Source organism: Erwinia amylovora (assembly GCF_017161565.1).
Lineage (GTDB): Bacteria > Pseudomonadota > Gammaproteobacteria > Enterobacterales > Enterobacteriaceae > Erwinia > Erwinia amylovora.
In genome coordinates, this window is sequence record NZ_CP066796.1 from 1,916,529 (window position 1) to 1,940,459 (window position 23,931).

Consider the following 23,931-nt stretch of genomic DNA (forward strand, 5'->3'; position numbering starts at 1 on the left):
CGTAAAGTGAACGGCTACGAGCGGAGTATTTCCGTATGACAGCACAGGAAAATAACATGAGCAAAGTATTGGTCCTGAAATCAAGCATTCTTGCCGATTATTCTCAGTCCGGCCAGCTGGCTGACTACCTGATCTCCGAGTGGAAAGCTGCCCATCCTGGGGATGAGGTCACCGAACGTGACCTGGCCGCAAACCCCGTACCGGTGCTGGACGGTGAGCTGGTCGGCGCGTTGCGCCCATCGGACGCAGCGTTAACTCCGCGTCAGCAGGAAGCGCTGGACTTGTCCGATCGACTGATTGCCGAATTGCAGGCGCACGACACCCTCGTCATAGCTGCACCGATGTACAACTTCAACATCCCCACGCAGCTGAAGAACTATTTCGACCTGGTTGCCCGTGCAGGCGTAACCTTCCGATATACGGAAAACGGCCCTGAGGGATTGATTAAAGGTAAAAGAGTGGTGGTTCTGTCCAGCCGTGGCGGAATTCATAAAGACACCCCAAGCGATTTGCTGACCCCCTACCTGACGCTGTTCCTCGGCTTCCTTGGCATGCGCGACGTGCAGTTTGTCTTTGCTGAAGGTATCGCCTATGGCCCGGAAGTGGCCGCGAAAGCCACCAGCGAGGCAAAAGAAGTGATTTCGCAGATCGTTTGCGGATAAAAAATCAAAGGGGCTGAATGAGACACCCGGCTCCTGTGGCGATACGCCTGTTAATTCATCCGGTTTGCAGCGCTGTCTGCCTGTTCAATCCGCGGTGGCATCTGCATTACGTGTTGAAAATTCAAATAACGTAAATTCTGCTCCGGAAGCAAATCTTTCAGTCTGCCTTCCTGAAAAATCAAATTTATGGCTGAGCGAAGCCCAGCCATAAATAATAAATGGATCCTCAGTGTGCCTCGAAAATATGAGTAAGACTAAATAGAAATACAGATCATGCGCCGCCCTGCTTCCTTTTACAGCGGCTTGTCTGCCGTGATTTCTATATTTAAGTTCGGGGTGCAACAGACTTTGAAGAAATGCCCGCCGGTTAAAAAAGTTTCCTTATCGAATAACTTTCACCAGGGAGATGTTGTCTGGCATCCATGCTGTCAATTGCTTTACTCGCCGTTCTTCTTCAGCCAGGCCGCTTGTTGAATTCCTTTGATCGTTTCTTCGAATTCCTTAGGAAAAACATTTCTGACGTAAGCTTTATGATCCAGGATCACGTCAACCATAGCCCCGACGTCCTGATGCTGTTCATATTGCGGCATGGGGAAGCTCAAGTTATCATGATCAATGATTGCTGAATCTTTATTATACCAGTTATAGCAAGCTTCGATTTGTGCATCGTTAAATCCTGTCCGATAGGGGGCTGGATTGATGGTCGAAACAGACACGCCAAACTGACCCAGCTCCAGCTGTAATGTTTCAGCTACAGATTCTAATGCATGCTTAGACGCTGTATAGGCGCCGGTAAACTCCGCCGATAAAAAACCTGCCACGGAAGAAATGAATATAATCCTGCCGCTCTTCCTGTCGGTAAATTTTTTAATAAAGTGCCTGGTAAAAGACAATGTACTAAAGACATTAACCTGAAACTGCCTTTCAAAAACCGCATCGGGCATATCAACTATTGACCCACCCTCACCAATTCCGGCGTTATTGACTAAAATATCAATGTCAAATTGAGCGGCGTACTCCCGATCAATAGGGTCAGTGATATCCACCTTTATCACGTTGAGATCCACACCGAGACGGTCCGCTTCTGCACGCAGAGGATAAATCTGACTTGGCAGTTCAACGGCAGAATAAACCTGATGCCCTCTTTTAGCCAGCTCTAACGAGTAGAACTTCCCAAATCCTGTACCTGCTCCAGTTATAAGAATTTTCATCATGTTCGTCCTTTTAAATACATGAGTTTTCATTGCCATGTGTTAATGAATAAGAGGTGTCTTCTGACGCCTCAATGGAAGAATCGTCTTCAACGGAAAGGTTTAAATGGACAAATCCCTTGAATAAATCTGACCAGAATCAAGTCCTCCGTTATCTGTCATCAGATGTTTCTTTTTTATCTGATCATCATGAAATATATAACAGGCAAGAGCTTCATCGCTTATTAAAAGAGGTTTATATGGGTCAGATCTGCTGATCGTGAGATCATAAATTGAATCACCTGCTAAAACCTTAGAGATAAGCTAAACCTTAACAAGATAACCCCAATCAGAAAATCAGCCTGCAAGATGATCAGTATAAGTAAATCCTTCACAAAACAGATACCAGGGCGAAGTGCCGTTTTTTAGTGACGTTAATGCGGCGAACCAATAATTCATAGGGCTAAATTAAACAAGCTGCTTATATAATTTCCAGTATAAACCAGTCTGCTGAATCAGCCAGTTTTTTTATAAAGATTGTAACTTTCTGATAATGCAGTATTTACAGGCTTACGGTTTCGGATATAAATGGTTCAAGGCTGGATTCAATCACTTAAACAGGCTTATCAGATTAGCCTGTAGCTAAAGGATGACATAAGTTTACAAATAAAATGGAGTGGCACTGGTGATCAGGTGAATTTGTGATCTTACTCATATAACAAAGTTCCCGGCCAGCCTTCAGAGATTTGTAGCACAGTAAAACACCGACAATGCGGTGAATAAACTCCTTGTAGAAAGAGCAATGTCAGATCTTATTCAGGGGTCTTTTTTAACCATTGCCCGTTAATACCGCGCACATATTCACCGGGCTTTGCCCGATCAACCAGCTTCTGCCCGGCGATATTTGCCACTTCTTGCGTAGTCAGGCTATTTTGCTGTGCCAGCTGTTGATACTGTTGCGCTCGCCCGGCGTTGATCTGCTTGACCAGCTCCCGCGTTTCAGCGTCCTGCTGGATTGGGGCAATATAACCGTTTAACGTTTCGCCCACCCGACCCTGCTGGCGCGCCTCATTAAGCGTGAGCGCCATTGCTGCCGGTGGCAGCAGCAAACAGCCCAGCAGCAATACCCGGTACAGATGTTTCATAGGTTTTCCTTTAAAACAGGCCGCTACGGTTTTTTAATAATGCTTCCACGTCTTTATCCACCTTAATATGGATCTCATGTTCGATTTTGACATTCATATTAATGGTAATTGGCTCTTTCGGCGCAGCCACTTCGATACGCGGAACACAGCCAGTTAACAACATAATGCAACTGGCCAACGGCAGGCTAATCAGGGCTTTCATGACTCTTTTCCTTATGCACTGGCAGGGAGGCGTTATCCTCCACCCAGGATTGCAGATTACCGCCAAAACGCAAACTGCGCCACAGTTGGAACAGGTTTTCGCGCTGGGTGTAATGCAGTGATACCCGCTGGTTTCGATTGCTGAAACGGCTGGAACCATCAACTTTTGCCGCCATCGTCATCCAGCCAAGGTTATCAATATCGATGGTAGCCCAGCTGCGGGAAATATCCATATAACGTAGCCAGTCTATTGCTGCCCCGGCGGCAAAATTGTTGCTGATGATGGCATCCGCCATATCCTTATCCATGCGCAGCGTTAACACACCGCTATTAGCGACCCAGCCGCCTTTAACCAGCCACTGTGAATTGGTTAACCACAGCGGTAATGCCCCGTTGATGGTGCCGGACATCGCTAACTGCTTTAACTTCATCGCCGTTACCAGTTCGGACACATTGATATGCTTAACACGCACGGTGGCGGGCTGGGATTGCGGCATTTGCAGACTGGCCATTCGAAGCTGGCCGCCTAAAACATCAAGACCCACATTGGAGAGTCTGAGCGGTTTAGCGCTGCTCCAGGGATACCACCCTTGCAAATCGGCGGTGATATTTTGCATGACAAACTGGTTGTTAATCTCGCCAATGCGCAACGCCACCGGGCCATGCGTGCCGAAATACCAACGCTGCGCTTCCAGGCGGAAGGGTAAGGAGAAATCAATACCGTTAAATGCATTATCGGGCATCAATACGCTGCCGTTAGTGACCAGCCAGTGCCCGCCGGCTTTCAGCCCCTGCTCGCCAGCGGCAGAGAAAGCGATCTGCGCTTTAAGTTGGCCGTCCTGAATGGACATTTTCAGGTTCGGGCTGAGCAGCGGCTGGAAAACACGCAGCGACTGTTGCGGCCACCATAGCTGACCGCGCAAGCGCTCGCCATTCCATCGGCCGCGTACCTGTAGCGGGCCAATTTTTCCGGCCTGCAAACTGCCGTTATACAGAAACCAGGCCGGGTCGCGGCCCTTCATTGCCAGGGACAAAATGGAAGGTGGCAGATATCCCCCGTTCTTCAGCCGCACTTTTTTGGCTTTCAGCTTAAGCTGGGCGTTAAACGATGGCCGTGCCGGGTCACGCTGCCAGATGATCGGTTTATCCAGCGTCAGACGCGGCGCATCCATGGTGGTGCCTGCATAGCGCAAATGGTCAAAACCTGTGGATAACGAGTTCAGTTCAATCAGTGTGTCTTGCCAACGTCCCCGACCGTTTACATCCCACGTTGCTGCCAGCGGAGCCAGATAGCCCTTGCCCCAGTAGCGCCAGTGCCATTCGCCTTTATCCGGCCAGAAGCTGCTGGCCCGGCCATCGAGGTGCAGACGAAAACGTCCCATTTCACGTTTATGAGCGCTGAGAATGGCCTGCAGGCGGCCGGTGATCCCGGCGGATGAGACGGACAGGCCAGCCAAAGGCCAGCGTGCTTCATCCACTTCCAGCGTCGACAGCAGTTGCCCTTTCATGCGCAGCAACGCCCCGGGTTGCAGCTTCAGCTGCGGATCGATTAGCGGACCACGAAGTACCCCCGGCAGTCCGGCATAGAACTGCAGCTGCGCCATCTTTGCTTCGCCGGTCAGCCGTAACGGCAGATGACTGTCGGCCTGGTCAAGCTTGCCCGGTCCGATACCGAGCGCAACGTTGCCCTTACCACCGCGCCCCTGGGTAAGCAGATTCAGGCGGCCGGTTATTTCCGTCGCGGCTAATCCCTGCTGCCAGTTCTTTGCACTTAACGCAATCTGGCCAGAAAGGGGCTGACCACCCCAGGGCCAGTTCCACCGCCCCTGCCTTATCTCAATAAGCTGCGGATCAATTTGCCACGGCAGAACCAGTAACGGGATGGAGTGATTTTCGCTGCGGGCGATCAGCGTGCCGCTCTGCTGTTGCCAGTTCAGCTCGACGCGAATGGGGTCGGGGGCACCATCAAGCGTGATTTTGCTGCGCAGCCCGCCGGATTCAGGCAGGCCGCCCGGGTAAGCCGGCAAACTAAGCGTGCCGTTCAGGATAACAGGCTGTGCAATACCCGCCGCTTGCCATTCAACGTTATTCAGCGCCAGCTGCTGTCCGTAGAGTTCGGCCTGTAACGTCAGTTTTTTTGCCCGGTAGTCCAGGCGCTGACGGCGGGCATCAATATGCAGCTTCAAACTGCCGCTTCCATTTTGCCAGGGCGCTACGGCCAACTGACCGACGCTGATATCGGCAGCCGGCAACATTTGCTGCCATTCAGCCAGCGATCGCGGAGCCTGCTGACGATTTGATGGTGGAATTTGTGCTGTACAGATGCTGTCAATCGACACCGTATCGGCAGAAAGCTGCCAGCGTGACTGATGCCGTGATAACGCCGCGTTGTTCACCGTTACCAGCTCGCAGTCACCAATGCGGTAATGTAAACCTGGCAGCCGCAGCGCCCCCTGTTGCCAACGGAGCTGGCCATTAAGCACAAGGGTGGTATTTTCCGGCAGCCAAAGAGCAGCCAGGCGCGGCAGCCATTGTGTCGCAGTTAGCATCAGCCCCGTCAGCAGCAAGATGACTGCGGTCAGCACCACCAGCGCTCTAATCCAGCCCTGTTTCATTGCGGCAAATCCTTTTAAGTCTGTCATTATTCGTTAAATGATGGCACGGAATGCCACACGGGTGAAGTGTTTCGCCGCCGTGCAGCATATTCGCGGTTTTTTACGCCGCTGTTGCACGGCATCACCCTCCTTCGGGCATTAGTTGTTACACTGCTAAACAATGAATGAAGAGCAGGCAAAGGAGTAAACCATGAAAATTGCGGTATACAGCACCAGGCAGTATGAACGGAAATATCTTCAACAGGTCAATGAAAACTATGGCTTTGAATTCGAATTCTTCGACTTTTTGCTTAGCGAAGCCACGGCAAAAAACGCTGCGGGATGTGAAGGTGTCTGTCTCTTCGTCAACGATGATGCCAGCCGCAGCGTGTTAGAGGAACTGGCCGCGCTGGGGGTGAAATTTGTTGCCCTGCGCTGTGCAGGTTTTAATAACGTCGACCTTGCTGCGGCCGCTGAACTGGGAATTAAAGCCGTTCGTGTTCCCGCCTATTCGCCCGAAGCGGTTGCTGAGCATGCGGTTGGGATGATGATGACCCTGAACCGCCGCATTCATCGCGCTTACCAGCGCACCCGCGATGCTAATTTTTCGCTTGAAGGTTTGATTGGTTTTAATATGCACGGCCGTACCGCCGGGGTGATCGGCACGGGTAAAATCGGTATTGCCGCGCTGCGCATTCTGAAAGGCTTCGGCATGCGTCTGCTGGCCTGTGATCCTTATCCCAGCCCACAGGCAGAAGAACTGGGGGCTGAATACGTCGATATTGATACCCTGTTCAGCCAGTCTGACGTTATTACCCTGCATTGTCCGTTGACGGCGGAAAACCACCACCTGCTGAATGTGAGTGCCTTTGCCAAAATGAAGCAAGGCGTGATGGTGATTAACACCAGTCGGGGCGGGCTTATTGATTCTCAGGCGGCAACAGAGGCTCTTAAACAGCAGAAAATCGGTGCTCTGGGAATGGACGTATATGAAAACGAACGTGGACTTTTCTTTGAAGATAATTCTAACGATGTGATCCAGGATGATGTGTTCCGTCGGCTTTCAGCCTGCCATAACGTGCTGTTTACCGGCCACCAGGCGTTTCTGACCGCCGAAGCCATAACCAGTATTGCGCACACCACGCTGGAGAATCTGCGGCTGCTGGAGAAAGGCGAGCCGTGCGAAAACCTGCTAAGCGCGTGATTCAGGTAGCCAGCGGCGCGGCCCCCCGGGAGCTGACACCCGTCAGTAACCGCGGTGAGCAACGGCAGCCAGCGTGCCTGCGGTGCAAAAGGTAAAGGGTTTCAGCGTGCGCAGCTACCGTTGAGTAATGCCCCTTCCGAACACCGGCGACCATTCTTTAACTGACACATCCCTACCGAGCTACCATCCAGCTGGCGGGACAGCGCCAGCGTCCCTCCGGCATTCAGGCAGTTGTTCACCGCCAGGTCCGCCATCTCAACTCGGGCAGAAACGTGGGCGGCCGTCGCTTGCTGCGGCGGCTCATTATCGCTATTGCTACTGCAGGCAGATAGTAACAAACAGGTTGCCACCAACAACGATGTTGCTGCTTTCATGGGATTGACTCCGGGTCGGTAAGTGCTGGGTTGCGCTGGCCAGCATATGCCAGGTTGAGCAGCAGGTCGATAGGTGGGACGTAATTTTACAAAACCATTTCTTAGCGAATATCAACAGATGTGTTCTGATTTATCACGTACGAAAATGGGAAAAGTGAGTTGTGATGAGCAAGCATTAAAGCCTGAAAAGATCATGGCAATTACGCGCCGCCGCGTTAGTCTTAGAGGCAGACGGCTAATTTGCGGCGGCCGGGTCATTATGCTCCGCGCCATTTTAATATTCTTTAAGGAGAGATGCATGTCTGATAAACCCGTTTAAATTATTGCCACTATGATTGCTCACCCCGGTAAGGGCGACGCGCTGTATAAAGTTCTGAACCAATGCGTGGCTCCCAGCCGTGATGAGCCGGGTAACATGCATTACGATTTATACCGCAGCGTAGAAAATAGCGACCAGTTTCTGTTCCATGAAAGCTGGAAAAACGCCTCCGCCGTGGAGCAACATGAAGCCCAGCCGCACTTCAAGACGTTACTGGCTGAAGCCGGCCCGCTGTTGGCAAAGCCGCCGGTAATCAATAAGATCTGAATAAAAAGCCGTGGCGACTGAACACCGGCAAGGCAGGCGGACTTCTCTTCACGGGACCCGTCTGCCCCGACCCGCTATTTCAGCAGGCGTGCCCGGCAGGACTTACCTTTAATCTTCACCTGCTGTAACTGCTGCATAACCTTGCGCGCCAGCTCACGGCGGATAGCCACATAAGCCAGAGTGGGAGCGATATCAATCTTGCCGACCTGATCGCCGCTGAGTCCACCGTCACCTGTCAATGCACCCAGAATATCTCCCGGCCGGATTTTAGCCTTACGCCCACCGTCCAGGCTTACCGTCACCATTTCTGCCAGCAGTGGCCTTGCAGCCACTGATTTCAGTGCAGACAGGTTGCACCACACCAGTTTTTGCTGCAAATAATCTTCCAGTGCATGCGCACGTATCATTTCATCCGGAGAGACAAAACTCACCGCACAGCCCTCCTGCCCTGCGCGAGCAGTTCTGCCTATACGGTGTACATGCACTTCAGGATCGAAGGACAACTGATAATTGACCACCATCGGCAAAGCTTTAATATCCAACCCGCGTGCCGCCACGTCCGTGGCAACCAGTACCCGACAACTGCCGTTGGCGAAGCGTATCAGCATTTGATCGCGCTCGCGTTGCTCAAGATCGCCATGCAGCGGCTGTGCGCTAATCTGCGCTTTGTCCAGCGCGTAGGCGATGTCATCACATTCACGTTTGGTATTGCAAAACACCACACAGGAAGAAGGCTGACGTTCGCTGAGCAAGCCAATAAGCGCAGTCAGTTTTTCACGCGATGCTGCTTCATAGAAAGTCTGCTCAATCGCTGGCAGGTCAGAAACGTCCCCGGTTTCAATCGTCAACGGGTTGCGCTGAATGCTCTGACTGATTTGCGCGATCGCCTGCGGCCAGGTAGCGGAAAACAGCAGCGTCTGACGCGTCTGCGGGCTGTGGCTGATTATCGCGTCAATATCTTCGCGGAAACCCATCTCCAGCATGCGGTCGGCCTCATCCAGCACCAGGGTGTTGATGGCGTCCAGCTTCAGCGTTTCTCGTTGCAAATGATCGAGAATACGTCCCGGCGTCCCTACCACGATGTGCGGCGCGTGGAGTAGCGAGTCACGTTGCGCACCGACAGGCTGGCCGCCGCACAGGGTTAAGATTTTGATATTGGACGTAAAACGCGCAAGACGGCGTAGTTCTTTCGTGACCTGATCGGCCAATTCACGCGTGGGGCAAAGGACCAGAGCCTGGGTGACATACTGGCTGGCATCGACGCGGTGCATCACACCTAAACCAAATGCGGCAGTTTTTCCGCTGCCCGTTTTTGCCTGGGCGCGAACGTCACGGCCAGCCAGAATGGCGGGCAGCGATTCAGCCTGCACCGGGGTCATGGCAAGGTAGCCAAGTTCATTAAGGTTATCGATCTGGCTGGCTGGCAGTTGGGTCAAGGTAGAAAAAGCAGTCACGGGACAGGTCTCGAAAAAAAGGGGCAGTTTATTAGCGGCGATTGTAGCAGATAAGTAAGCCTGAAGGGGATAAAAGCGCCGGCGAGAGTTCCTGCCAGCGCATTGTGTTTTGCATCCACATCAGATGAAAACGAGGGCGACCAGCAGCCAGAATGCCGCACAATATAGCAAGATTGCAATCCAGGTATTTCTGCGGTTCCATTTCATAGTGAATATTTCTCCCCAATATATCGCTCCGACAGAGAAGTTGGTAAAGCACTTTGCTGCATAAAGGTTCATTGATCAGCATTAACAGGTAAAGCTGGCCTGAATATCGTACTGCGTCATGAGTCAGGATCATCGCGGCTATGATCTGAAATGCCCTTGATGACGGAGATTCAGCGACGCCGGTAAGGGTCTTTTTTGTCGTCCTCACTGCTGTCGGGAGCGCGCGGAATTTCACCCTGTTCTTTTGGCTTATCTCTGGCCGGGTGCGGTTTGTCTTCAGGTTCAGATTGGGACATGACTCTCTCCTTGTTGGCTGTTTATTTAAGTTTAGACGATAGTTGCACAGCGTCGATTTCATGCCTCGCCTACACAAGTGAGAGCCGCGACCGTACTATAGCTCTTCCCGTAGCGGGCCAGATGGAACGCAGCCGTAAAACGTGCTGGCATTCGCCGCTGGAATCCGTACCATACGCGACATACTTTTGCCTGCTGACGCAAACCCGTCGTTTATCGCGGATCAGATGGGGCATGAAAACGGGCACAGGGTTTATGAAGTCTACGGAAAGTGGACTGAAGAGCTGAACGGCGATCGGGTATTAATGCTCAACAAGAAGCTGGCACGTTAAAAACGTTGCCCCATATATGCCCCTTTTGATTTCAGAGACAGTATAAAATGCAAGAAAATCAACTAGATAAAAAGAAAGAACAATACAATCTGAATAAACTTCAAAAGCGCCTACGCCGTAACGTGGGTGAAGCCATTGCTGATTTCAATATGATTGAAGAAGGCGACCGCATTATGGTTTGCCTGTCGGGTGGTAAAGACAGCTACACGATGCTGGAGATCCTTCGCAATTTGCAGCAGAGCGCCCCGGTCTCCTTCTCGCTGGTGGCGGTAAATCTCGACCAGAAGCAGCCGGGTTTTCCGGCGCACATTCTGCCGGAGTATCTGGAAAAGCTGGGTGTGCAATATAAGATAGTTAATGAAGACACTTACAGCATCGTAAAAGAAAAGATCCCGGAAGGAAAAACCACCTGCTCGCTGTGCTCACGTCTGCGTCGTGGCATTCTTTATCGCACTGCCAGCGAGCTGGGCTGTAGCAAAATCGCTCTTGGCCATCATCGCGATGACATCCTGCAAACGCTGTTTTTGAATATGTTCTACGGCGGAAAAATGAAAGGGATGCCGCCAAAACTAATGAGTGATGATGGTCAGCATATTGTTATCCGGCCACTGGCTTACTGCCGCGAAAAAGATATACAGCGTTTCGCTTTTGCCCGGCAGTATCCGATCATTCCTTGTAACCTTTGTGGCTCGCAGCCTAATCTGCAACGCCAGGCGATCGGCGACATGCTGCGCGACTGGGATAAACGTTATCCGGGGCGTATCGAAACCATGTTTACTGCGATGCAGAACGTGGTGCCCTCTCATCTTGCCGATGCAGATTTGTTTGATTTCAAACATATTCGCCGCGGTGCTGATGTTGTTGACGGTGGCGATCTGGCATTTGACCGTGAAACTCTTCCAGTTCAACCTTCAGGCTGGCATCCGGCAGAAGAGGAAGACGCCCCTGCCCGGCTGGATGTTCTGCAAATTCGTTAACGGATCGACAGCAGCTGTTGCATGTGCTGATGACACGGGCCATACAGGGCGCCAATTGCCAGTAGTGGCCGACGGCAGTAACGGTGCAGGCCAGAAAACGGGCTTACGGCAGATAGCCCTTGCCTGGCCTGATGAACCGGGGGATCAGTTAAGTCGGTAGATCCCTGATTGCCAGGGTTGTAGCAGAAGTTCATGCGCGTTGTCAGCAACGCGCTGACTGGCGCTACTCTCTGACAAGGTCTGCCTGATGGAGAGTTGACCTGGCAGCCGGTAATTGACCTTATTTTCCTTAAAGTTAATGACCACTAAATAGCGCTTATCCCCGTGAGTGCGTGTAAAGGCATAAACCGTATCGTTGTAGGGGTCCAGATCTTTATACTCCCCATAAGTAAGCGCCGGAATGGCATGACGTAATCTGATCAGCTTGCGATAGTAGTTGAATACCGAGTCCGAATCCTTCATCTGATCCGAAGCGTTTATCAGCTTATAATTCGGATTGACTTTGAACCACGGTGTTCCGGAAGTGAATCCGGCATGGGCACTTTCATCCCACTGAAACGGCGTTCGGCTGTTATCCCGGCTGGTCAGACGCACGTTGCGCATAAAATCTTCGGGATCGACCCTGCCGCTGCTGACGTAATCCTGCCAAAATCCCTTTACTTCGATGTCGTCAAAATCAGCGATGGTTTTAAAGGGATAATTTGTCATGCCAAGTTCAGAGCCTTGATAAATAAAAGGCGTCGCGCGCTGGGTGATAATTAAGGTTGCCAGCGCTTTAGCCGATGCCTGTCTCCACTGTGGCCGATCGTCGCCAAAATGCGATACGGCGCGAGGATTATCATGATTATCGAGGAAAAATGCATTCCAGCCATATTTCCCCGCCGCGCGATCTACCTTGCCGATCGTTTGGCGGAAATCAACCAGGCTCCACGCTTTTTCACGCCATCTCTCTTCGACATTACGGTCAAGGCGTATCAGATCAAAAGTAAAGGCAATATTCAGCTCGTTACGGCGTCTGTCGAAGTAGTTGATTGACTTTTCTAAAGGAACGCCAAAAATCTCCCCGGCTGTGGCAATATTATAATGCGAGAAAACCTGCCGGTTCATCTCTTTAATATAGCGGTGAATAGATGGCCCTTCGGTATATGTCCGGGCGAAGTTTTGTCGCTGTGACGGAGTGAGATCGGGAAAATTCGGGATTTTGGCATAGGTGGCAACCGTATCAAAACGCAGTCCGGCTACCCCTTTGTCCAGCCAGAAGCGTAACATCGCATAGAGATCTTCACGAACTTTGGGATTATCCCAGTTGAGGTCGGGTTGCTGTTTAGCAAAATAATGCAGGTAGTACTGGCCTGAATGATCCTCTTTCTCCCACGCAGAGCCGCCAAAGAATGAGGGATAGTTATTGGGCGGCTGGCCATTTTTGCCGTCACGCCAGAAGTAATATTCGCGATAAGGATTATCTTTACTGCTTTTACTTTGCACAAACCAGCGATGTTGATCGCTGGTATGGTTGATAACGATATCAATCATCAATCGCATATTACGTTTATTCATTTCTGCAATAAGACGATCAAAATCTTCCATCGTACCGTACTCTTTCATGATTTTACGGTAGTCACGGATATCATAGCCGTTATCGGTATTAGGCGAATCATAGTGCGGATTGATCCAGATAGCATCAACGCCCAAATTGTTCAGATAGTCAAGTTTTTCAATGATGCCTTTAATATCGCCTATGCCATCACCGTTAGTATCCTTAAAAGAACGCGGATATACCTGATAAAAGACGGCCTGTTTCCACCACGCTGGAAAATCATCAGATTTATGCACTACCTGAGTTGTTGCAATATCTGTTTTGCCGGCCAGAACCTGGCCCGAAGAAACGGCTAAAAAAGGAGCAAAAAATAGCGCCATGACCGAACTGAGTTTAATACCTGACATCCCAATCTTCTCCATCGGTTAGGGAAAATGTTTATTCCCCCCTGCTTTCTGGCCTCCGGCACATACTCACAGGCTATACTCTCACTTGATAATGAGAAAAAAAAACCGGCTAAAAGCCGGCGTTAAAAGAATAGAATTTGCTAAAATTCTTTCTATAAAGGAAGTGAAACAATTGGAGTGCAACGTCCATCGCTTGACGTTTCATTCACCTGCGAAAAGAAGTTTATCTGCACAGGCTTTTATCCGTATTGATTTCGATCAGTGTTCGGCTATGTATTGCGCACTGTTAGCCATTATTAATGTGCATCATAACCATTTACGCCTTCTTAACCAAAAGGCAACCCCCAGTACCAGAGAAACCAGCAACAGACAGAACGCCACAAATCCGTAGCGCCATCCTCCACCGGGTATGCCCCCCAGATTGACGCCGAACAGTCCGGTAAGAAAGGTGGTCGGCAGAAAGACTACCGCCATTAATGACATTGTATAGGTGCGACGATTCATTGCTTCCGCCATCACCGTGCCGATTTCGTCAGACAGCACGCCGGTTCGTGCCACGCTGGCGTCGAGATCGTCCAGACTGCGTCCCAGACGATCGGAAATATCCTGCATGCGACGACGGTCATCGTCATTCATCCACGGCAGCCGTTCACTGGCAATGCGCGAGTAAACATCGCGCTGCGGTGCCATATAGCGGCGCATGATAATCAACTGTTTGCGGATCAGCGACAGCTCGCCGCGTGGCGGCACCTGCTGATCGATGACCGCATCCTCCAGCTCAATGATTTTATCGTGCAGCAGTTCAATAAACTCACTCGCATGGTCGGTTAGAACATCACACACGTCGACCAGCCAGCCGCCGCCGTTGACCGGGCCATTGCCTTTTTTCAGATCGTCAAGGACTTCATCGACGGCATAGACCTTGCGACGTCGGGTCGAGACAATCAGTTTTTCATTAATAAACACCCGCATCACCACCAGCTGATCCGGACGCGATTCCGTGTTCAGATTAACGCAGCGCAGAGTGATCATGGTGCCATCACCGAGGCGGCTCACGCGCGGGCGCATGCTGTCACCGCCAAGAGCATCGCGGACCGCATCAGGCAGTAGCGGCGTCAGCCTCAGCCAGTCTGCACTTTGGTGATGGGCGTAATTGAGATGCAGCCAGCAGGGCCTGTCGCAGTCGAAGACTTCACCGTCATTGATTGGGGTCATCCCGCCCTTACCATCTAACTGGCATGAGATAATCGCATCTGATACCTGTAGTGATTTTCCTGCAATAGCGTCCACGTTGGTTTCACCTTTGTCATAAATCGCACGACATTCTAGCCTGTGACGACGTCGTTGCAAATGTTGCTTATGCATCAAAGAGTGATATAGCGGGCTTTTCATTCTGTAAAGTATGCCAGTGCCGGCTGTCGGTTATCTGTTCATAAGCTTTCGAAGTTCAAGGGTGACATTTATTGAATGAGGAGAAAAAAGGCAGATTTAGCAATAACGAAAAACAATGATTGCTGCTGGTAGTTAATAAGCAATTAATCATGCATCTGTTTTTTGAAAACAATCAACAGAGGCAGCAGCAATCCGATCATTTACTTGAATGTGTTTAATATTCGATCTTTATGCTTACCGAAATATAACATTGCGACATATACGTCTCTTTTTTTTATTTAGCCAAATAATAACTATCCAACCTCCCTTTAAGTTGGATAATATAATTTTTATGCCGCGATTCTTGGCATGAAATCATTGCATATTACAGCTCATTAACCAGTAGAGTGTTTAAACATGAAATTATTAACGAATGCCTGCGCGCTTGCCGTTTTGGCAACCTTTTCCGGTGCGGCAATATCTGAAAGCGTTGGAGTGCAAGTTGTTGGAACGATAAAACCGGCGGCCTGCACCCCTGTTATTTCCAATGACGGTAATATTGACTATGGGACTATTTCTACTGCTACATTAAACCCGGGTTCATTAACTCAGCTGGATAATAAGCAGCTCACTTTTTCTGTCAACTGTGATGCCCCAACGCGGTTAGCCTTAAAAGCTGTTAACGGCCGTCCAGGCTCTGCTGCAGACGCAAGAGGTGATGAAGACGGGCCTTATGGCGGCTTCACTCCCGCCGGAATATCTAACCAAAATGGCAATGTCGTTGTCGGACTGGGCAAAAGTGGGGATCACAAAATCGGCGGTTACAATATTATGATGGATCGTATTACCGCCGACGGTGACCCCGTTAATAATATCTACAGGTATTTATCTTCCGGTTCGACCCAGTGGGAAAAGACTTCAACGCTTCCTTTCTATCTCAAAGGAGAAATTCTGACTTCATGGTCAAAGCCCTCCGAAGATGGCCCCCGGACTTTCACCAATATGAGCGGCACCATTAACGTCCAGGCCTATATTAATAAAACCTCGGAACTTGATATCAGCCAGCCCATCGAACTCGATGGCCAGACCACCATTGAGCTGGTCTACCTGTAACAGATTGTTCGACCGGGACTGTGCGCCCGGTCTTTTCAGGTCCACTTACACCGGCTCTATTTATCCTTCAGACACGGACGATTGAAAATATGAGGTTTTCAACTTGCTGCGCAGCTATAGCTCCTGTGCTGTGGTTTTTTGCGCCCAGCCTAAATGCTACGGGTATATTGCCCGAAACATCAGTAGTGATTGTTGAAGAGAAGGAAGGCGAAGGAGCCATTAATCTTAAGAATACCGACGCCTTTCCCGTGCTGCTGCTGACTAACCTGCAAGATATAGAGCCGGACACAGGCAGACTGCTAACCATTACGCCACCGGCAGCACGGGTCGAGCCGGGCAAGACCCAGCGGGTACGTTTTATTCTCACCTCGGCATCATCTCTGAAGACCGAGCACCTGATGCGGGTGGCTTTTGAAGGAGTTCCCCCACAGGAAAAGGGGAAGAACGTGGTGCGCATGACGGTACGGCAGAATTTGCCGGTCATTATCCGTCCCGGCGGCTTGAAGCGTGATGAGGCGCCCTGGAAACACCTTGTCTGGACGCTAAAAGCAGGCAGGCTCAGCGTCAGCAATCCTTCACCGTATGTCGTCAGGCTCGGACAGATCGTCACCACCCTGCCGCAAGGCGCCAGCTGGTCACTCCCCAACGCGTGGATTTTGCCCGGACAGCAGTTAGCACTGTCAGGTGAGAATAAAAAATCAGAGGCTAAAGCTGACAGGGTGCGTGTTTTCCCTGCAACTACCTGGGGCTTTACCGTAGACAGCTATGATGCACCGCTGGCGTCAAGGGAGTGATCATGCAGGCGAATCTCGTTGCATCGCAATGGCCAACGCTGCGCCTGGTTTTCACCCTGCTGGCGGCGTCAGGTTATATTTGTACAGCCGGGGCTGACTCTGTAAACGACAATCTGACCTTCGATGTCGATATACTCAGACAACGCGGAATAGACCCCAAACTCGCCGAAATTTTCCGTCACCGGCCCCGCTTCCTGCCCGGTGAGTCTTCGGCTGTATTAACGGTTAATGGCACAACCCGCGGTCGGGTAAAGGTAAGATTTGATGAAGCGGGCACGCTTTGTGCAGATCGCCCATTTCAGCGCCAGGCTGGTTTGATTCTACCCCCTGATTACGCTGACGACGTTGCCTGCTTTGACCTTCGTCGTGCCTGGCCTCAGGCTGAAGTTCACACCCAACCGGGTGAAGGAAAAATCAGCCTGGTGGTTCCGCCCCAGGCGGTCAATCAGGCAGGCAGTGAGGACAGTCGATGGTTACACGGCGGTAGCGCCGGCTTGCTCAATTATGATGCCAGCTATATGAACTCGTCAGGTGGGGTAAGTTTCGCTCAAATCGCCAGCGAGGTCGGCCTAAACGTCAGTGACTGGATATTACGCAGCCGCCAGACATTGAGCCGCTTTAATGGAGAGAACAATATTCACCACCAGGCCACCTATGCGCAGCGCAGCTTCGCGAGCATAAAAAAAGTGCTGCAGGTCGGCCAGGTCAATCTCGCTAACTCCTTATTTGGCACCGGGCAGGTACAGGGATTTCAGATATTCCCCGAATCCGCCCTTAACGAACAGGGAGGGGCCGGGCTGGTGGAGGGAGTGGCTGACACGCAGTCAGTCGTTGAAGTCCGTCAGTCCGGCGTACTGGTCTATAATACCCTCGTTTCGTCAGGCCCGTTTCGCCTACAGGGATTTTCCCTGCTCAATACCCATTCTGACCTGCTGGTCACCGTGACCGGCAGTAACGGGCAGACGCGACAGTTTACCGTACCTGCCTCCACGCTACCTACACAGGCTCCTGTGGTGTCGCCGGGTTTCTCTTTCGGAGCGGGACGCCTTGAACAGCATAATGGGATCAATCCACTGGTCGGCACGTTTGCCACCGGCTGGCAGCTGACGCCGTATACGGGCCTGTACGCAGGGCTTATCGGGTCTTCGCCCTGGCGCGCCGGAGCACTTAGCCTGGACAGCCAACTGTTTGCCCCGACCCGGCTTAACCTCCAGAGCACCCTGGCTCAGGATGCAAGGCACGCGGCTACCGGGACGTTGGTATCTGCTCTGGTCAGTCACAGCCTGACCGATCGCCTTAGTATCAGCGCCAACGGACGCCGGCAAACGCCGGGCTATCGTGAACTGAGTGATGCGCTGCCAGGTACGCAACACGATCCTGACAGGCAGAACCGCAGACGCTACCAGTGGGGAGGCAGCATCAGCTGGGCAGCAGAGATGCCGGGTAGCCTCTCCCTGTCGTGGGGCCGCACGACCACATTTGCCGGAGTACACAGCGATTACCTGCGCGCTGGCTGGAACCGCCGGTTGGGCCGTGCGTGGCTGGGACTCAGCTTTGAGCATAACACCAGCACCCTTAGTGGTCAGAATGACGATCGCCTGTACGCCTCCCTCAGCATGCCTTTGGGCGACAGGCGCGATATCAGCAGCTTCATGAATACAACCAGGCACAGTGCCCACGGCGGCTTACGCTACAGCGATCGATCGAGCCAGGATGTTAACTGGAGTATTGCCAGTGAGCGCGACTTAGGTAACGACCGTACCTCAGCAAGTGGCAGTGTTAGCGCGGTCACGCGTGTAAGCCAACTTGGTGCCAGTATCAGTCATAACAGCGATAAATATACCAGCTGGTCGACGCAGGCCAGCGGCGCGGCGGTGCTGCATGCAGAAGGATTGACGCTGTCACCTCATCGCGTTTCCGATACCTTTGGCATTGCCCGGGTGGGTGATGAATCAGGCGTACGCATGAATACGCCAGCGGGGCCAGTGTGGACTGACTGGCGTGGCTATGCTGTGTTGCCAGCGCTTAACGGATACCGCAGCTCTGGCATTCAGGTCGATACTCGTAGCCTGGAAAGAAATGTCGACATCGCTAATGCCTGGCAGGAAACCGAGCTGGCTCGCGGTGCTGTTGGACGGGTTAATTTCGACGTTATACGCAGCCGCCGGGTGCTGGTCGATGTGCAAATGGCCGATGGCAGCAGGCTGCCTCGCGGTGCCAGCCTGTTTGATGGTGATGAGCGTCTGGTAACTATTGTCGCTGACGATGGAACGGTTTTTGTACCGGACGCCGTGGCTGACATGAAGCTGGAAGTACAAAATGCGGGCAAAACGCTTTGCACAATCAGTCTTAATCTGCCGCAGAAAGCGCAATCGTCCCGGCTGTATGAAAACACAACGGCAACCTGCCAGTAAGGATATTGCATGAGAATATGTCACAGAGCGTGGATGCCGGTGTTATTGTTCGTCAGCGGCGTCTGCGCTGCCGAGCCTTTACCCGGCAGCGGAAACGGCATGACGGAACCGCCAGAGAATCGCTGCACTATAACGGTTGGCAGCCCGCTTATCGACTACGGCGTCATGTCGCGCTGGCAGTTGCAGGATATTGCGGGTGGAAACGTTAGCCCCGGCATCCGCTCGACAACGGTAAGCGTGCTCTGTCCGCATGACCGGAAGATAAAACTGCTGCTCCAGGGTAATGCCAACGGGACGGGTCATCTGCGCTATGGCGAGCGTGGCCACATCCTGTTTCGCTTATCAGACGTCCGGCTGGACGGCAAGCCAGCCGAACTGCGTTCAGTTTCGCCGGACGGCATCCCCGAAGACGCCAGCAGCGAGCCACTTCCACTGATATCGGGGCAACAGCTGGTCACGCTTGTCCAGGGGCGAGTAACCGAGGGAAAAACGCTGACGGCGCGGCTGGAGATACAACCGGTATTACGCGAAAAAGATGCGCGGCCCGGCAATCTCCAGCGCAGTGCAGCCAGCCTGATGCTGACGCTGGTTGACTGAAACGGCTGTGGCCCACCTCCGGGAAATCGGAGGTCGGGTTGAGCACAGAGGGCCGTGTAACGGTGAAGAAACTTGCGCTCTGTTACTCAAACCGGGCGCGGGCATTTTTCCCGGGCTAAACCTTGTAACTGTTGTTGGCGCTGGTTGGCTCGTTTTTGCGCCACCGCTTTGGCGATACCGTTGCCAATGCCCAAGTCCAGTACTGCCCCCAACACGGTCAGGCCGTCAAATTCGCCAGTTTTATCAATCTGCTGTTGCGCTTTTTGCTGTGAAACGAGCTGCTGCTTAACCTCGTTACAATCAAGTCGTGCTGCCTGTCCTGCATCAATCGGCGGTGAAGCGGGATACTGTTTTAAGGCACAGCCCACTAACAGCACGATGCAGGCAGGCAGCAAATGCCGTGGTTTCAGCCTGCAACGATATTTATCCGCAAGTTTTATCATTTATCATTACCTGTGATTTACGCGATGCTTCTGATCCTTTCAGTCTCTGACAGCGCTGCGCCAACTCTTGCAACGTTTTGGTCAACAGAGCGTTCAGCGCTGTCGACAACTCAACGCTGACGCTTCCAGGCTGATAGTCGCGGCTAGCGACGGTGGCCCAGTCCGTTAACCTTAACCCACTTATCTCTGCGCTGCTTTATTCGCTGGCGATGACGTTGTCGGTCAGTGTCGTCGACCAGGCCACGCCATTCGAAACAGCGACCTCACGAAATGCACCGCGCGTCAGCCACAGCGGATTGCCCGCATCGGTTATTACGCTCGATGCTGTTTTCAGATCCTCTGACGCCAGCTGATACGCGACAAAACCTCCCTGATGCCCGGTTTGTTTATCTGCTTTTTCCGCCTGACGAATGGCCAGCTCGCTGGTATCTGTAGGTCAATAAACTGACCTTATCCGGGCGGTAAGCGTCCGCAAAACCGTGCTTTTGCCGCTTCCCGGCAAACCGCTAAACAGGATTAACATTGTTGATCCTGCCTGGTAAGGACAACAGTTAATTCAGCATGATGCATCGCGCTAAGCCCGCAGCAAGGGCTTACTTCGCGGGTGCTTAGTGCTTCAGGATATACATTGTGCGGCTGTAAGCGACATCTTCCGGGTTGGTTATCGGATAGCCTTTCACATAAGGCTTAATCAGCCTGGCGTTGGTGAACTGATAGACCGGAGCAATCGGCGCCCGGTCGGCTATAATCTGCTCCGCACGATTGTAGTCATCATTACGCAGTTTGGCACTGGTCTCGCGGCTGGCTTTTCGCAGCAGGCCATCATATTCGCTGTTGCTGAAGCGAGCAATATTGCCACTGTGTGTCGAGGTTAAAAGGCTCAGGAAGGTCGAAGGTTCATTATAATCCCCTACCCATGAGGCGCGGATGACATCAAATTGGCCACTGTTACGGCTATCGATATAGGTCTTCCATTCCTGATTCTGAAGTTTGACATTCACCCCCAGGTTTTTCTTCCACATCGAAGCCGCCGCGATCGCCAGCTTCTTATTGTTTTCGGAAGTGTTATACAACAGGGTCAAATTAAGCGGACGATCTGGCCCATAACCGGCTGCGGCCAGCAGCGCTCTGGCCTGGGCGTTTAACACTTCCTGACTATGCTGCTCGATAAAGCTCGGTTGCGGATAGAAACCGGCGGTCACATCCGGAGTAAAATGCCATGCCGGTTTTTCTCCGGTAGCCAATACCTTACTGACAATCACCTGACGGTCAATCGTCCAGGAGAGCGCCTTACGTACGCGCACGTCGGCGGTCGGTCCCTTCTGCGTGTTGAACGCATAGTAATAGGTGCCAAGCTGGTCAGGGGAATAGATCTCGCCAGCAAGTTGCTTCTGCAGCAGTCCATACAGCTCTTTCGGGAACGACTCGGTGATATCAATATCCCCGGCGCGGTAACGTTTGGTGGTGCCGGACTCTTCGCTGATCGGGACAAAGGTCACTTTAGTCAGTACCGTGTGGGCGTTGTCCCAGTAATAGCGGTTCTTTACCAGCTCCAGCTTTTCATTCACCACCCGGCTCTTTAACTCATAGGCCCCGTTACTGACCAGGTTGCCGGGACGCGTCCAACGTTCGCCATTTTGCGCGATGATTTTTTGTGGCACCGGGAACAGGCTGAAATTCGCCGTCAGACTGACAAACCAGGGAACTGGCTTGTCAAGGGTGACTTTGAGGTGGCTGGCATCGATGGCGCTAACGCCCAGCTTATTCACAGGCATTTGTCCTTTCACAATCGCTTCTGCGTTGGCAATCCCGGCCAGTCCCGGGAACCAGGCGAAAGTCGAGCTGGTTTTCGGGTCAACCAGGCGCTGCCAACTGTAGACAAAATCTGCAGCGGTGACAGGGTCACCGTTAGACCAGCGGGCGTCCTTACGCAGCGTAAACACCCAGGTGATGTTGTCATGTGTTTTCCAACTGCTGGCAACACCAGGAATAATATTGCCGCGGGCATCCTGATTGGTCAGTCCTTCGAACAGATCGCGGATAACCGGGATCTCCGGTAATCCCACGGCTTTTGCCGGGTCCAGCGATGCTGGCTCATCCTTGATATGGCGCACGATTTCCTGACGCTGCGCCAGCTGGGTGCCTGCCGGGATATCAGCCGCATGCGCGCCAGAGCTGATAAGTAACGCTAAACCGGCCAACGCATAAGGCGATGATTTGCTCATAAACGATATCCTTACCTGTCTGAGTCTGATGATAGGGAGCTACCCGTCGTAGCTGCCGGCACTTTAAGGCAATTTATCAGCCGGCAAACAGCACTTTTACCTCCGGCTGATCGGGCAGCCGGGGGCGAACCTTTAATCGCCGGGCGCTGTCCGGACATGATGGTGAAGCGACTCTGCTGGCAAGGATGAAGGGGAAAGTAAGATACGTCCACAGTCAAACGCCAGCGCCGGTTCGGCATCTATCGCCAGCCATGTCGGGCCATCAAGATCGACGAAGCGTGCTTTCGGCACCAGCGGCAATGCTGCCCGGATAGCGCGTGAAGTGCACAGCATACATCCCAGCATAATGGCAAAACCCTGATCTTGCGCACAGCGCGCCAGCTCCAGCGCCGCCGTCAGTCCGCCGGTTTTATCCAGTTTGATATTAACCATCTCATAGCGCCCACGCAGCGCCGCCAGGCTGTCCACGCTGTGGCAGCTTTCATCAGCGCAGATCGGCAGCGGGTGCACGAAGTTTTCCAGCGCCACATCATCAGCGGCGGGCAACGGCTGCTCCAGCATGGAGATATTCAAATCAGCCAGCAACTGACATCGTGCCGCCAGTCCTTCACTATGCCAGGACTCGTTGGCATCAACGATTAGCATCGCCTGTGGAACCGCGCTGCGGATCGCCACCAGCCGCTCGGCAATCATGTGGTCATCGAGTTTGATTTTAATTAACTTCGCGCCATTTTCCCACAGCGCCAGCGCACTGCTCGCCATCATTTCCGGCACGTCGACACAGACGGTTTGTGCCGTTTCAATCTGAACGGGTGCCGTTGTGCCGGTCAGCTGCCAAAGGTTTTGCGAACCTGAATGAACCTGCAGATCCCACAGGGCGCTATCGATAGCGTTACGCGCCGCTCCGGCAGGCAAACGCTGTTGCAGCGCGTGGCGAGTTAACCCCTGCTCAATCTCCGGTAGCAGTAGCGCGATTTGAGCCAGCACTGAGGCTTCGGTTTCACCGTAACGCGCATATGGCGTGCATTCTCCGATCCCCTTCGTGCCGTTTTCCTCCAGTTCGACCACCACCACCCCCGCCTCGTGGCGAGCGCTGCGTGCAATGATAAATGCACTGTGCAACGGCCAGCTTTCCGGATAAACCTTCACTGTTCTCATACTCAATTCCTTAACGGGTTCGCTTTAGGCTGCTGTAATGGTACTTTACTGAATCGTGCTTTAAGTGCGACCGACACTGAAAACGATAAATCATCATAAACAATAAAAGGATAGCTTATGTCTCAGACCGTACATCTTCAGGGCAATCCGGTCTCCGTGGATGGCCAGCTGCCAACCCCGGGCCAGACGGCAAAACCGTTTACTCTGGTAGCCAAAGACCTTTCAGATGTCTCACTGTCCCATTACGCGGGCAAACGCAAGGTGTTGAATATTTTCCCCAGCGTTGATACGGGCTTGTGTGCTACTTCCGTACGCAAATTTAACCAGCTGGCCAGTGAAATCGATAATGCCGTGGTATTGTGCATCTCTGCCGACCTGCCGTTTGCCCAATCACGCTTTTGCGGCTCAGACGGTTTGAACAACGTAGTGACCCTCTCCACTCTGCGCGGCCACGTCTTCCTGAAAGACTATGGCGTGGCGATCGTCGAAGGGCCGTTAAGCGGCCTGGCGGCCCGTGCAGTCATCGTTCTGGACGAAAATGATCGGGTCATTCATAGCCAGCTGGTTAATGAAATCTCTACTGAACCGGATTACGATGCGGCCCTGGCCGCCTTGAAATAGCTCTTCTGTGGTGCGCTCCTTGTCTGGAGCG

General features: G+C 52.4%; 22 protein-coding genes and 1 pseudogene. 11 read left to right on the forward strand and 12 right to left on the reverse strand.

The window, feature by feature from the left end; translation table 11 throughout:
- Positions 1-56: 56 nt before the first annotated feature.
- On the forward strand, positions 57-662 hold the full coding sequence (locus JGC47_RS08890; RefSeq protein ID WP_013036050.1) for an FMN-dependent NADH-azoreductase: 606 nt from the start codon (positions 57-59) through the stop codon (positions 660-662).
- A 437-nt stretch (positions 663-1,099) separates the two neighbouring features.
- On the opposite strand, the gene JGC47_RS08895 is transcribed toward JGC47_RS08890, so the two are convergent.
- The 4 genes from JGC47_RS08895 to JGC47_RS08910 form a co-directional block, all read right to left on the reverse strand.
- A complete protein-coding gene (locus JGC47_RS08895) occupies positions 1,100-1,876 on the reverse strand; it encodes an SDR family oxidoreductase (protein ID WP_004157652.1) in 777 nt (258 codons plus the stop codon).
- A 788-nt stretch (positions 1,877-2,664) separates the two neighbouring features.
- Positions 2,665-2,997 (reverse strand): YdbL family probable chaperone protein, encoded by a 333-nt coding sequence (locus JGC47_RS08900; protein WP_004157653.1) that lies wholly within the window; start codon positions 2,995-2,997, stop codon positions 2,665-2,667.
- 10 nt (positions 2,998-3,007) lie between these two features.
- The gene (locus tag JGC47_RS08905) at positions 3,008-3,199 is read right to left on the reverse strand and encodes a YnbE family lipoprotein (RefSeq protein WP_004157655.1); all 192 of its coding nucleotides are present in this window, start codon (positions 3,197-3,199) and stop codon (positions 3,008-3,010) included.
- Positions 3,183-5,813, reverse strand: coding sequence for a YdbH family protein (locus JGC47_RS08910; protein WP_004157656.1), 2,631 nt, complete (start codon positions 5,811-5,813; stop codon positions 3,183-3,185). Before JGC47_RS08910 ends, JGC47_RS08905 begins: the two co-directional genes overlap by 17 nt.
- A 190-nt stretch (positions 5,814-6,003) precedes the next feature.
- On the opposite strand from JGC47_RS08910, the gene JGC47_RS08915 reads away from it, so the two are divergent.
- Positions 6,004-6,996 (forward strand): 2-hydroxyacid dehydrogenase, encoded by a 993-nt coding sequence (locus JGC47_RS08915; RefSeq protein ID WP_004157657.1) that lies wholly within the window; start codon positions 6,004-6,006, stop codon positions 6,994-6,996.
- A gap of 101 nt (positions 6,997-7,097) precedes the next feature.
- Here JGC47_RS08915 and JGC47_RS08920 read toward each other — a convergent pair whose 3' ends face one another.
- Entirely contained in the window at positions 7,098-7,370 is a 273-nt protein-coding gene (locus JGC47_RS08920; RefSeq protein WP_004157658.1) for a putative hemolysin, read from the reverse strand.
- Positions 7,371-7,701: 331 nt separating this feature from the next.
- Between JGC47_RS08920 and JGC47_RS08925 the strand changes: the two genes are divergently transcribed.
- Positions 7,702-7,956 (forward strand): putative quinol monooxygenase, encoded by a 255-nt coding sequence (locus tag JGC47_RS08925; protein WP_004157659.1) that lies wholly within the window; start codon positions 7,702-7,704, stop codon positions 7,954-7,956.
- Positions 7,957-8,030: 74 nt separating this feature from the next.
- On the opposite strand, the gene dbpA is transcribed toward JGC47_RS08925, so the two are convergent.
- On the reverse strand, positions 8,031-9,410 hold the full coding sequence (dbpA, locus tag JGC47_RS08930; protein WP_004157661.1) for an ATP-dependent RNA helicase DbpA: 1,380 nt from the start codon (positions 9,408-9,410) through the stop codon (positions 8,031-8,033).
- 377 nt (positions 9,411-9,787) lie between these two features.
- Complete coding sequence (locus JGC47_RS17790) at positions 9,788-9,913, reverse strand: hypothetical protein (protein ID WP_004157663.1); 126 nt, start codon at positions 9,911-9,913, stop codon at positions 9,788-9,790.
- A gap of 87 nt (positions 9,914-10,000) precedes the next feature.
- Between JGC47_RS17790 and JGC47_RS17875 the strand changes: the two are divergent.
- Together JGC47_RS17875 and ttcA are read left to right on the forward strand one after the other, a co-directional pair.
- A pseudogene (locus JGC47_RS17875) lies at positions 10,001-10,243 on the forward strand (site-specific integrase); the annotation flags it as partial.
- Positions 10,244-10,290: 47 nt separating this feature from the next.
- Complete coding sequence (gene ttcA, locus JGC47_RS08940; RefSeq protein ID WP_004157668.1) at positions 10,291-11,220, forward strand: tRNA 2-thiocytidine(32) synthetase TtcA; 930 nt, start codon at positions 10,291-10,293, stop codon at positions 11,218-11,220.
- Positions 11,221-11,364: 144 nt separating this feature from the next.
- Here the strand turns inward: ttcA and JGC47_RS08945 are convergent, their stop codons facing one another.
- Both JGC47_RS08945 and zntB read right to left on the reverse strand, forming a co-directional pair.
- A complete protein-coding gene (locus JGC47_RS08945; protein ID WP_004164340.1) occupies positions 11,365-13,164 on the reverse strand; it encodes a glycoside hydrolase family 13 protein in 1,800 nt (599 codons plus the stop codon).
- A 306-nt stretch (positions 13,165-13,470) separates the two neighbouring features.
- Positions 13,471-14,454: a zinc transporter ZntB gene (gene zntB / locus JGC47_RS08950; protein ID WP_004157678.1), complete on the reverse strand. Its 984-nt coding sequence runs from the start codon at positions 14,452-14,454 to the stop codon at positions 13,471-13,473.
- 498 nt (positions 14,455-14,952) lie between these two features.
- On the opposite strand from zntB, the gene JGC47_RS08955 reads away from it, so the two are divergent.
- From JGC47_RS08955 to JGC47_RS08970, 4 genes are all read left to right on the forward strand, one after another.
- Complete coding sequence (locus JGC47_RS08955; protein WP_004157680.1) at positions 14,953-15,648, forward strand: DUF1120 domain-containing protein; 696 nt, start codon at positions 14,953-14,955, stop codon at positions 15,646-15,648.
- Between the two features lie 89 nt (positions 15,649-15,737).
- Positions 15,738-16,442, forward strand: a complete 705-nt coding sequence (locus tag JGC47_RS08960) for a fimbria/pilus chaperone family protein (RefSeq protein ID WP_004157681.1) — start codon at positions 15,738-15,740, stop codon at positions 16,440-16,442.
- A gap of 2 nt (positions 16,443-16,444) precedes the next feature.
- The gene (locus JGC47_RS08965) at positions 16,445-18,856 is read left to right on the forward strand and encodes a fimbria/pilus outer membrane usher protein (protein WP_004157684.1); all 2,412 of its coding nucleotides are present in this window, start codon (positions 16,445-16,447) and stop codon (positions 18,854-18,856) included.
- 9 nt (positions 18,857-18,865) lie between these two features.
- Complete coding sequence (locus JGC47_RS08970; RefSeq protein ID WP_004157686.1) at positions 18,866-19,453, forward strand: DUF1120 domain-containing protein; 588 nt, start codon at positions 18,866-18,868, stop codon at positions 19,451-19,453.
- Positions 19,454-19,539: 86 nt separating this feature from the next.
- On the opposite strand, the gene JGC47_RS08975 is transcribed toward JGC47_RS08970, so the two are convergent.
- Positions 19,540-19,896, reverse strand: a complete 357-nt coding sequence (locus tag JGC47_RS08975; RefSeq protein ID WP_004157687.1) for a hypothetical protein — start codon at positions 19,894-19,896, stop codon at positions 19,540-19,542.
- A 152-nt stretch (positions 19,897-20,048) separates the two neighbouring features.
- Between JGC47_RS08975 and JGC47_RS08980 the strand changes: the two genes are divergently transcribed.
- Positions 20,049-20,249: a hypothetical protein gene (locus JGC47_RS08980; RefSeq protein ID WP_004157690.1), complete on the forward strand. Its 201-nt coding sequence runs from the start codon at positions 20,049-20,051 to the stop codon at positions 20,247-20,249.
- Between the two features lie 255 nt (positions 20,250-20,504).
- Here JGC47_RS08980 and JGC47_RS08985 read toward each other — a convergent pair whose 3' ends face one another.
- Both JGC47_RS08985 and ycjG read right to left on the reverse strand, forming a co-directional pair.
- Positions 20,505-22,121, reverse strand: coding sequence for a peptide ABC transporter substrate-binding protein (locus JGC47_RS08985; protein ID WP_004162354.1), 1,617 nt, complete (start codon positions 22,119-22,121; stop codon positions 20,505-20,507).
- A 132-nt stretch (positions 22,122-22,253) separates the two neighbouring features.
- Complete coding sequence (gene ycjG, locus JGC47_RS08990) at positions 22,254-23,279, reverse strand: L-Ala-D/L-Glu epimerase (protein WP_004157692.1); 1,026 nt, start codon at positions 23,277-23,279, stop codon at positions 22,254-22,256.
- A gap of 117 nt (positions 23,280-23,396) precedes the next feature.
- On the opposite strand from ycjG, the gene tpx reads away from it, so the two are divergent.
- Complete coding sequence (gene tpx / locus JGC47_RS08995; protein WP_004157693.1) at positions 23,397-23,900, forward strand: thiol peroxidase; 504 nt, start codon at positions 23,397-23,399, stop codon at positions 23,898-23,900.
- Positions 23,901-23,931 lie beyond the last annotated feature (31 nt).

Coding starts and splice junctions, on each gene's coding strand:
- JGC47_RS08955 (WP_004157680.1), top strand. CDS start 14,953: ATGAAATTATTAACGAATGCCTGCGCGCTTGCCGTTTTGGCAACCTTT.
- JGC47_RS08910 (WP_004157656.1), bottom strand. CDS start 5,813: ATGAAACAGGGCTGGATTAGAGCGCTGGTGGTGCTGACCGCAGTCATC.
- ttcA (WP_004157668.1), top strand. CDS start 10,291: ATGCAAGAAAATCAACTAGATAAAAAGAAAGAACAATACAATCTGAAT.
- JGC47_RS08915 (WP_004157657.1), top strand. CDS start 6,004: ATGAAAATTGCGGTATACAGCACCAGGCAGTATGAACGGAAATATCTT.
- JGC47_RS08920 (WP_004157658.1), bottom strand. CDS start 7,370: ATGAAAGCAGCAACATCGTTGTTGGTGGCAACCTGTTTGTTACTATCT.
- JGC47_RS08965 (WP_004157684.1), top strand. CDS start 16,445: ATGCAGGCGAATCTCGTTGCATCGCAATGGCCAACGCTGCGCCTGGTT.
- JGC47_RS08890 (WP_013036050.1), top strand. CDS start 57: ATGAGCAAAGTATTGGTCCTGAAATCAAGCATTCTTGCCGATTATTCT.
- JGC47_RS08945 (WP_004164340.1), bottom strand. CDS start 13,164: ATGTCAGGTATTAAACTCAGTTCGGTCATGGCGCTATTTTTTGCTCCT.
- JGC47_RS08900 (WP_004157653.1), bottom strand. CDS start 2,997: ATGAAACATCTGTACCGGGTATTGCTGCTGGGCTGTTTGCTGCTGCCA.
- tpx (WP_004157693.1), top strand. CDS start 23,397: ATGTCTCAGACCGTACATCTTCAGGGCAATCCGGTCTCCGTGGATGGC.
- JGC47_RS08985 (WP_004162354.1), bottom strand. CDS start 22,121: ATGAGCAAATCATCGCCTTATGCGTTGGCCGGTTTAGCGTTACTTATC.
- JGC47_RS08960 (WP_004157681.1), top strand. CDS start 15,738: ATGAGGTTTTCAACTTGCTGCGCAGCTATAGCTCCTGTGCTGTGGTTT.
- JGC47_RS08975 (WP_004157687.1), bottom strand. CDS start 19,896: ATGATAAAACTTGCGGATAAATATCGTTGCAGGCTGAAACCACGGCAT.
- JGC47_RS08895 (WP_004157652.1), bottom strand. CDS start 1,876: ATGATGAAAATTCTTATAACTGGAGCAGGTACAGGATTTGGGAAGTTC.
- JGC47_RS08925 (WP_004157659.1), top strand. CDS start 7,702: ATGATTGCTCACCCCGGTAAGGGCGACGCGCTGTATAAAGTTCTGAAC.
- JGC47_RS08905 (WP_004157655.1), bottom strand. CDS start 3,199: ATGAAAGCCCTGATTAGCCTGCCGTTGGCCAGTTGCATTATGTTGTTA.
- JGC47_RS08970 (WP_004157686.1), top strand. CDS start 18,866: ATGAGAATATGTCACAGAGCGTGGATGCCGGTGTTATTGTTCGTCAGC.
- JGC47_RS17790 (WP_004157663.1), bottom strand. CDS start 9,913: ATGTCCCAATCTGAACCTGAAGACAAACCGCACCCGGCCAGAGATAAG.
- ycjG (WP_004157692.1), bottom strand. CDS start 23,279: ATGAGAACAGTGAAGGTTTATCCGGAAAGCTGGCCGTTGCACAGTGCA.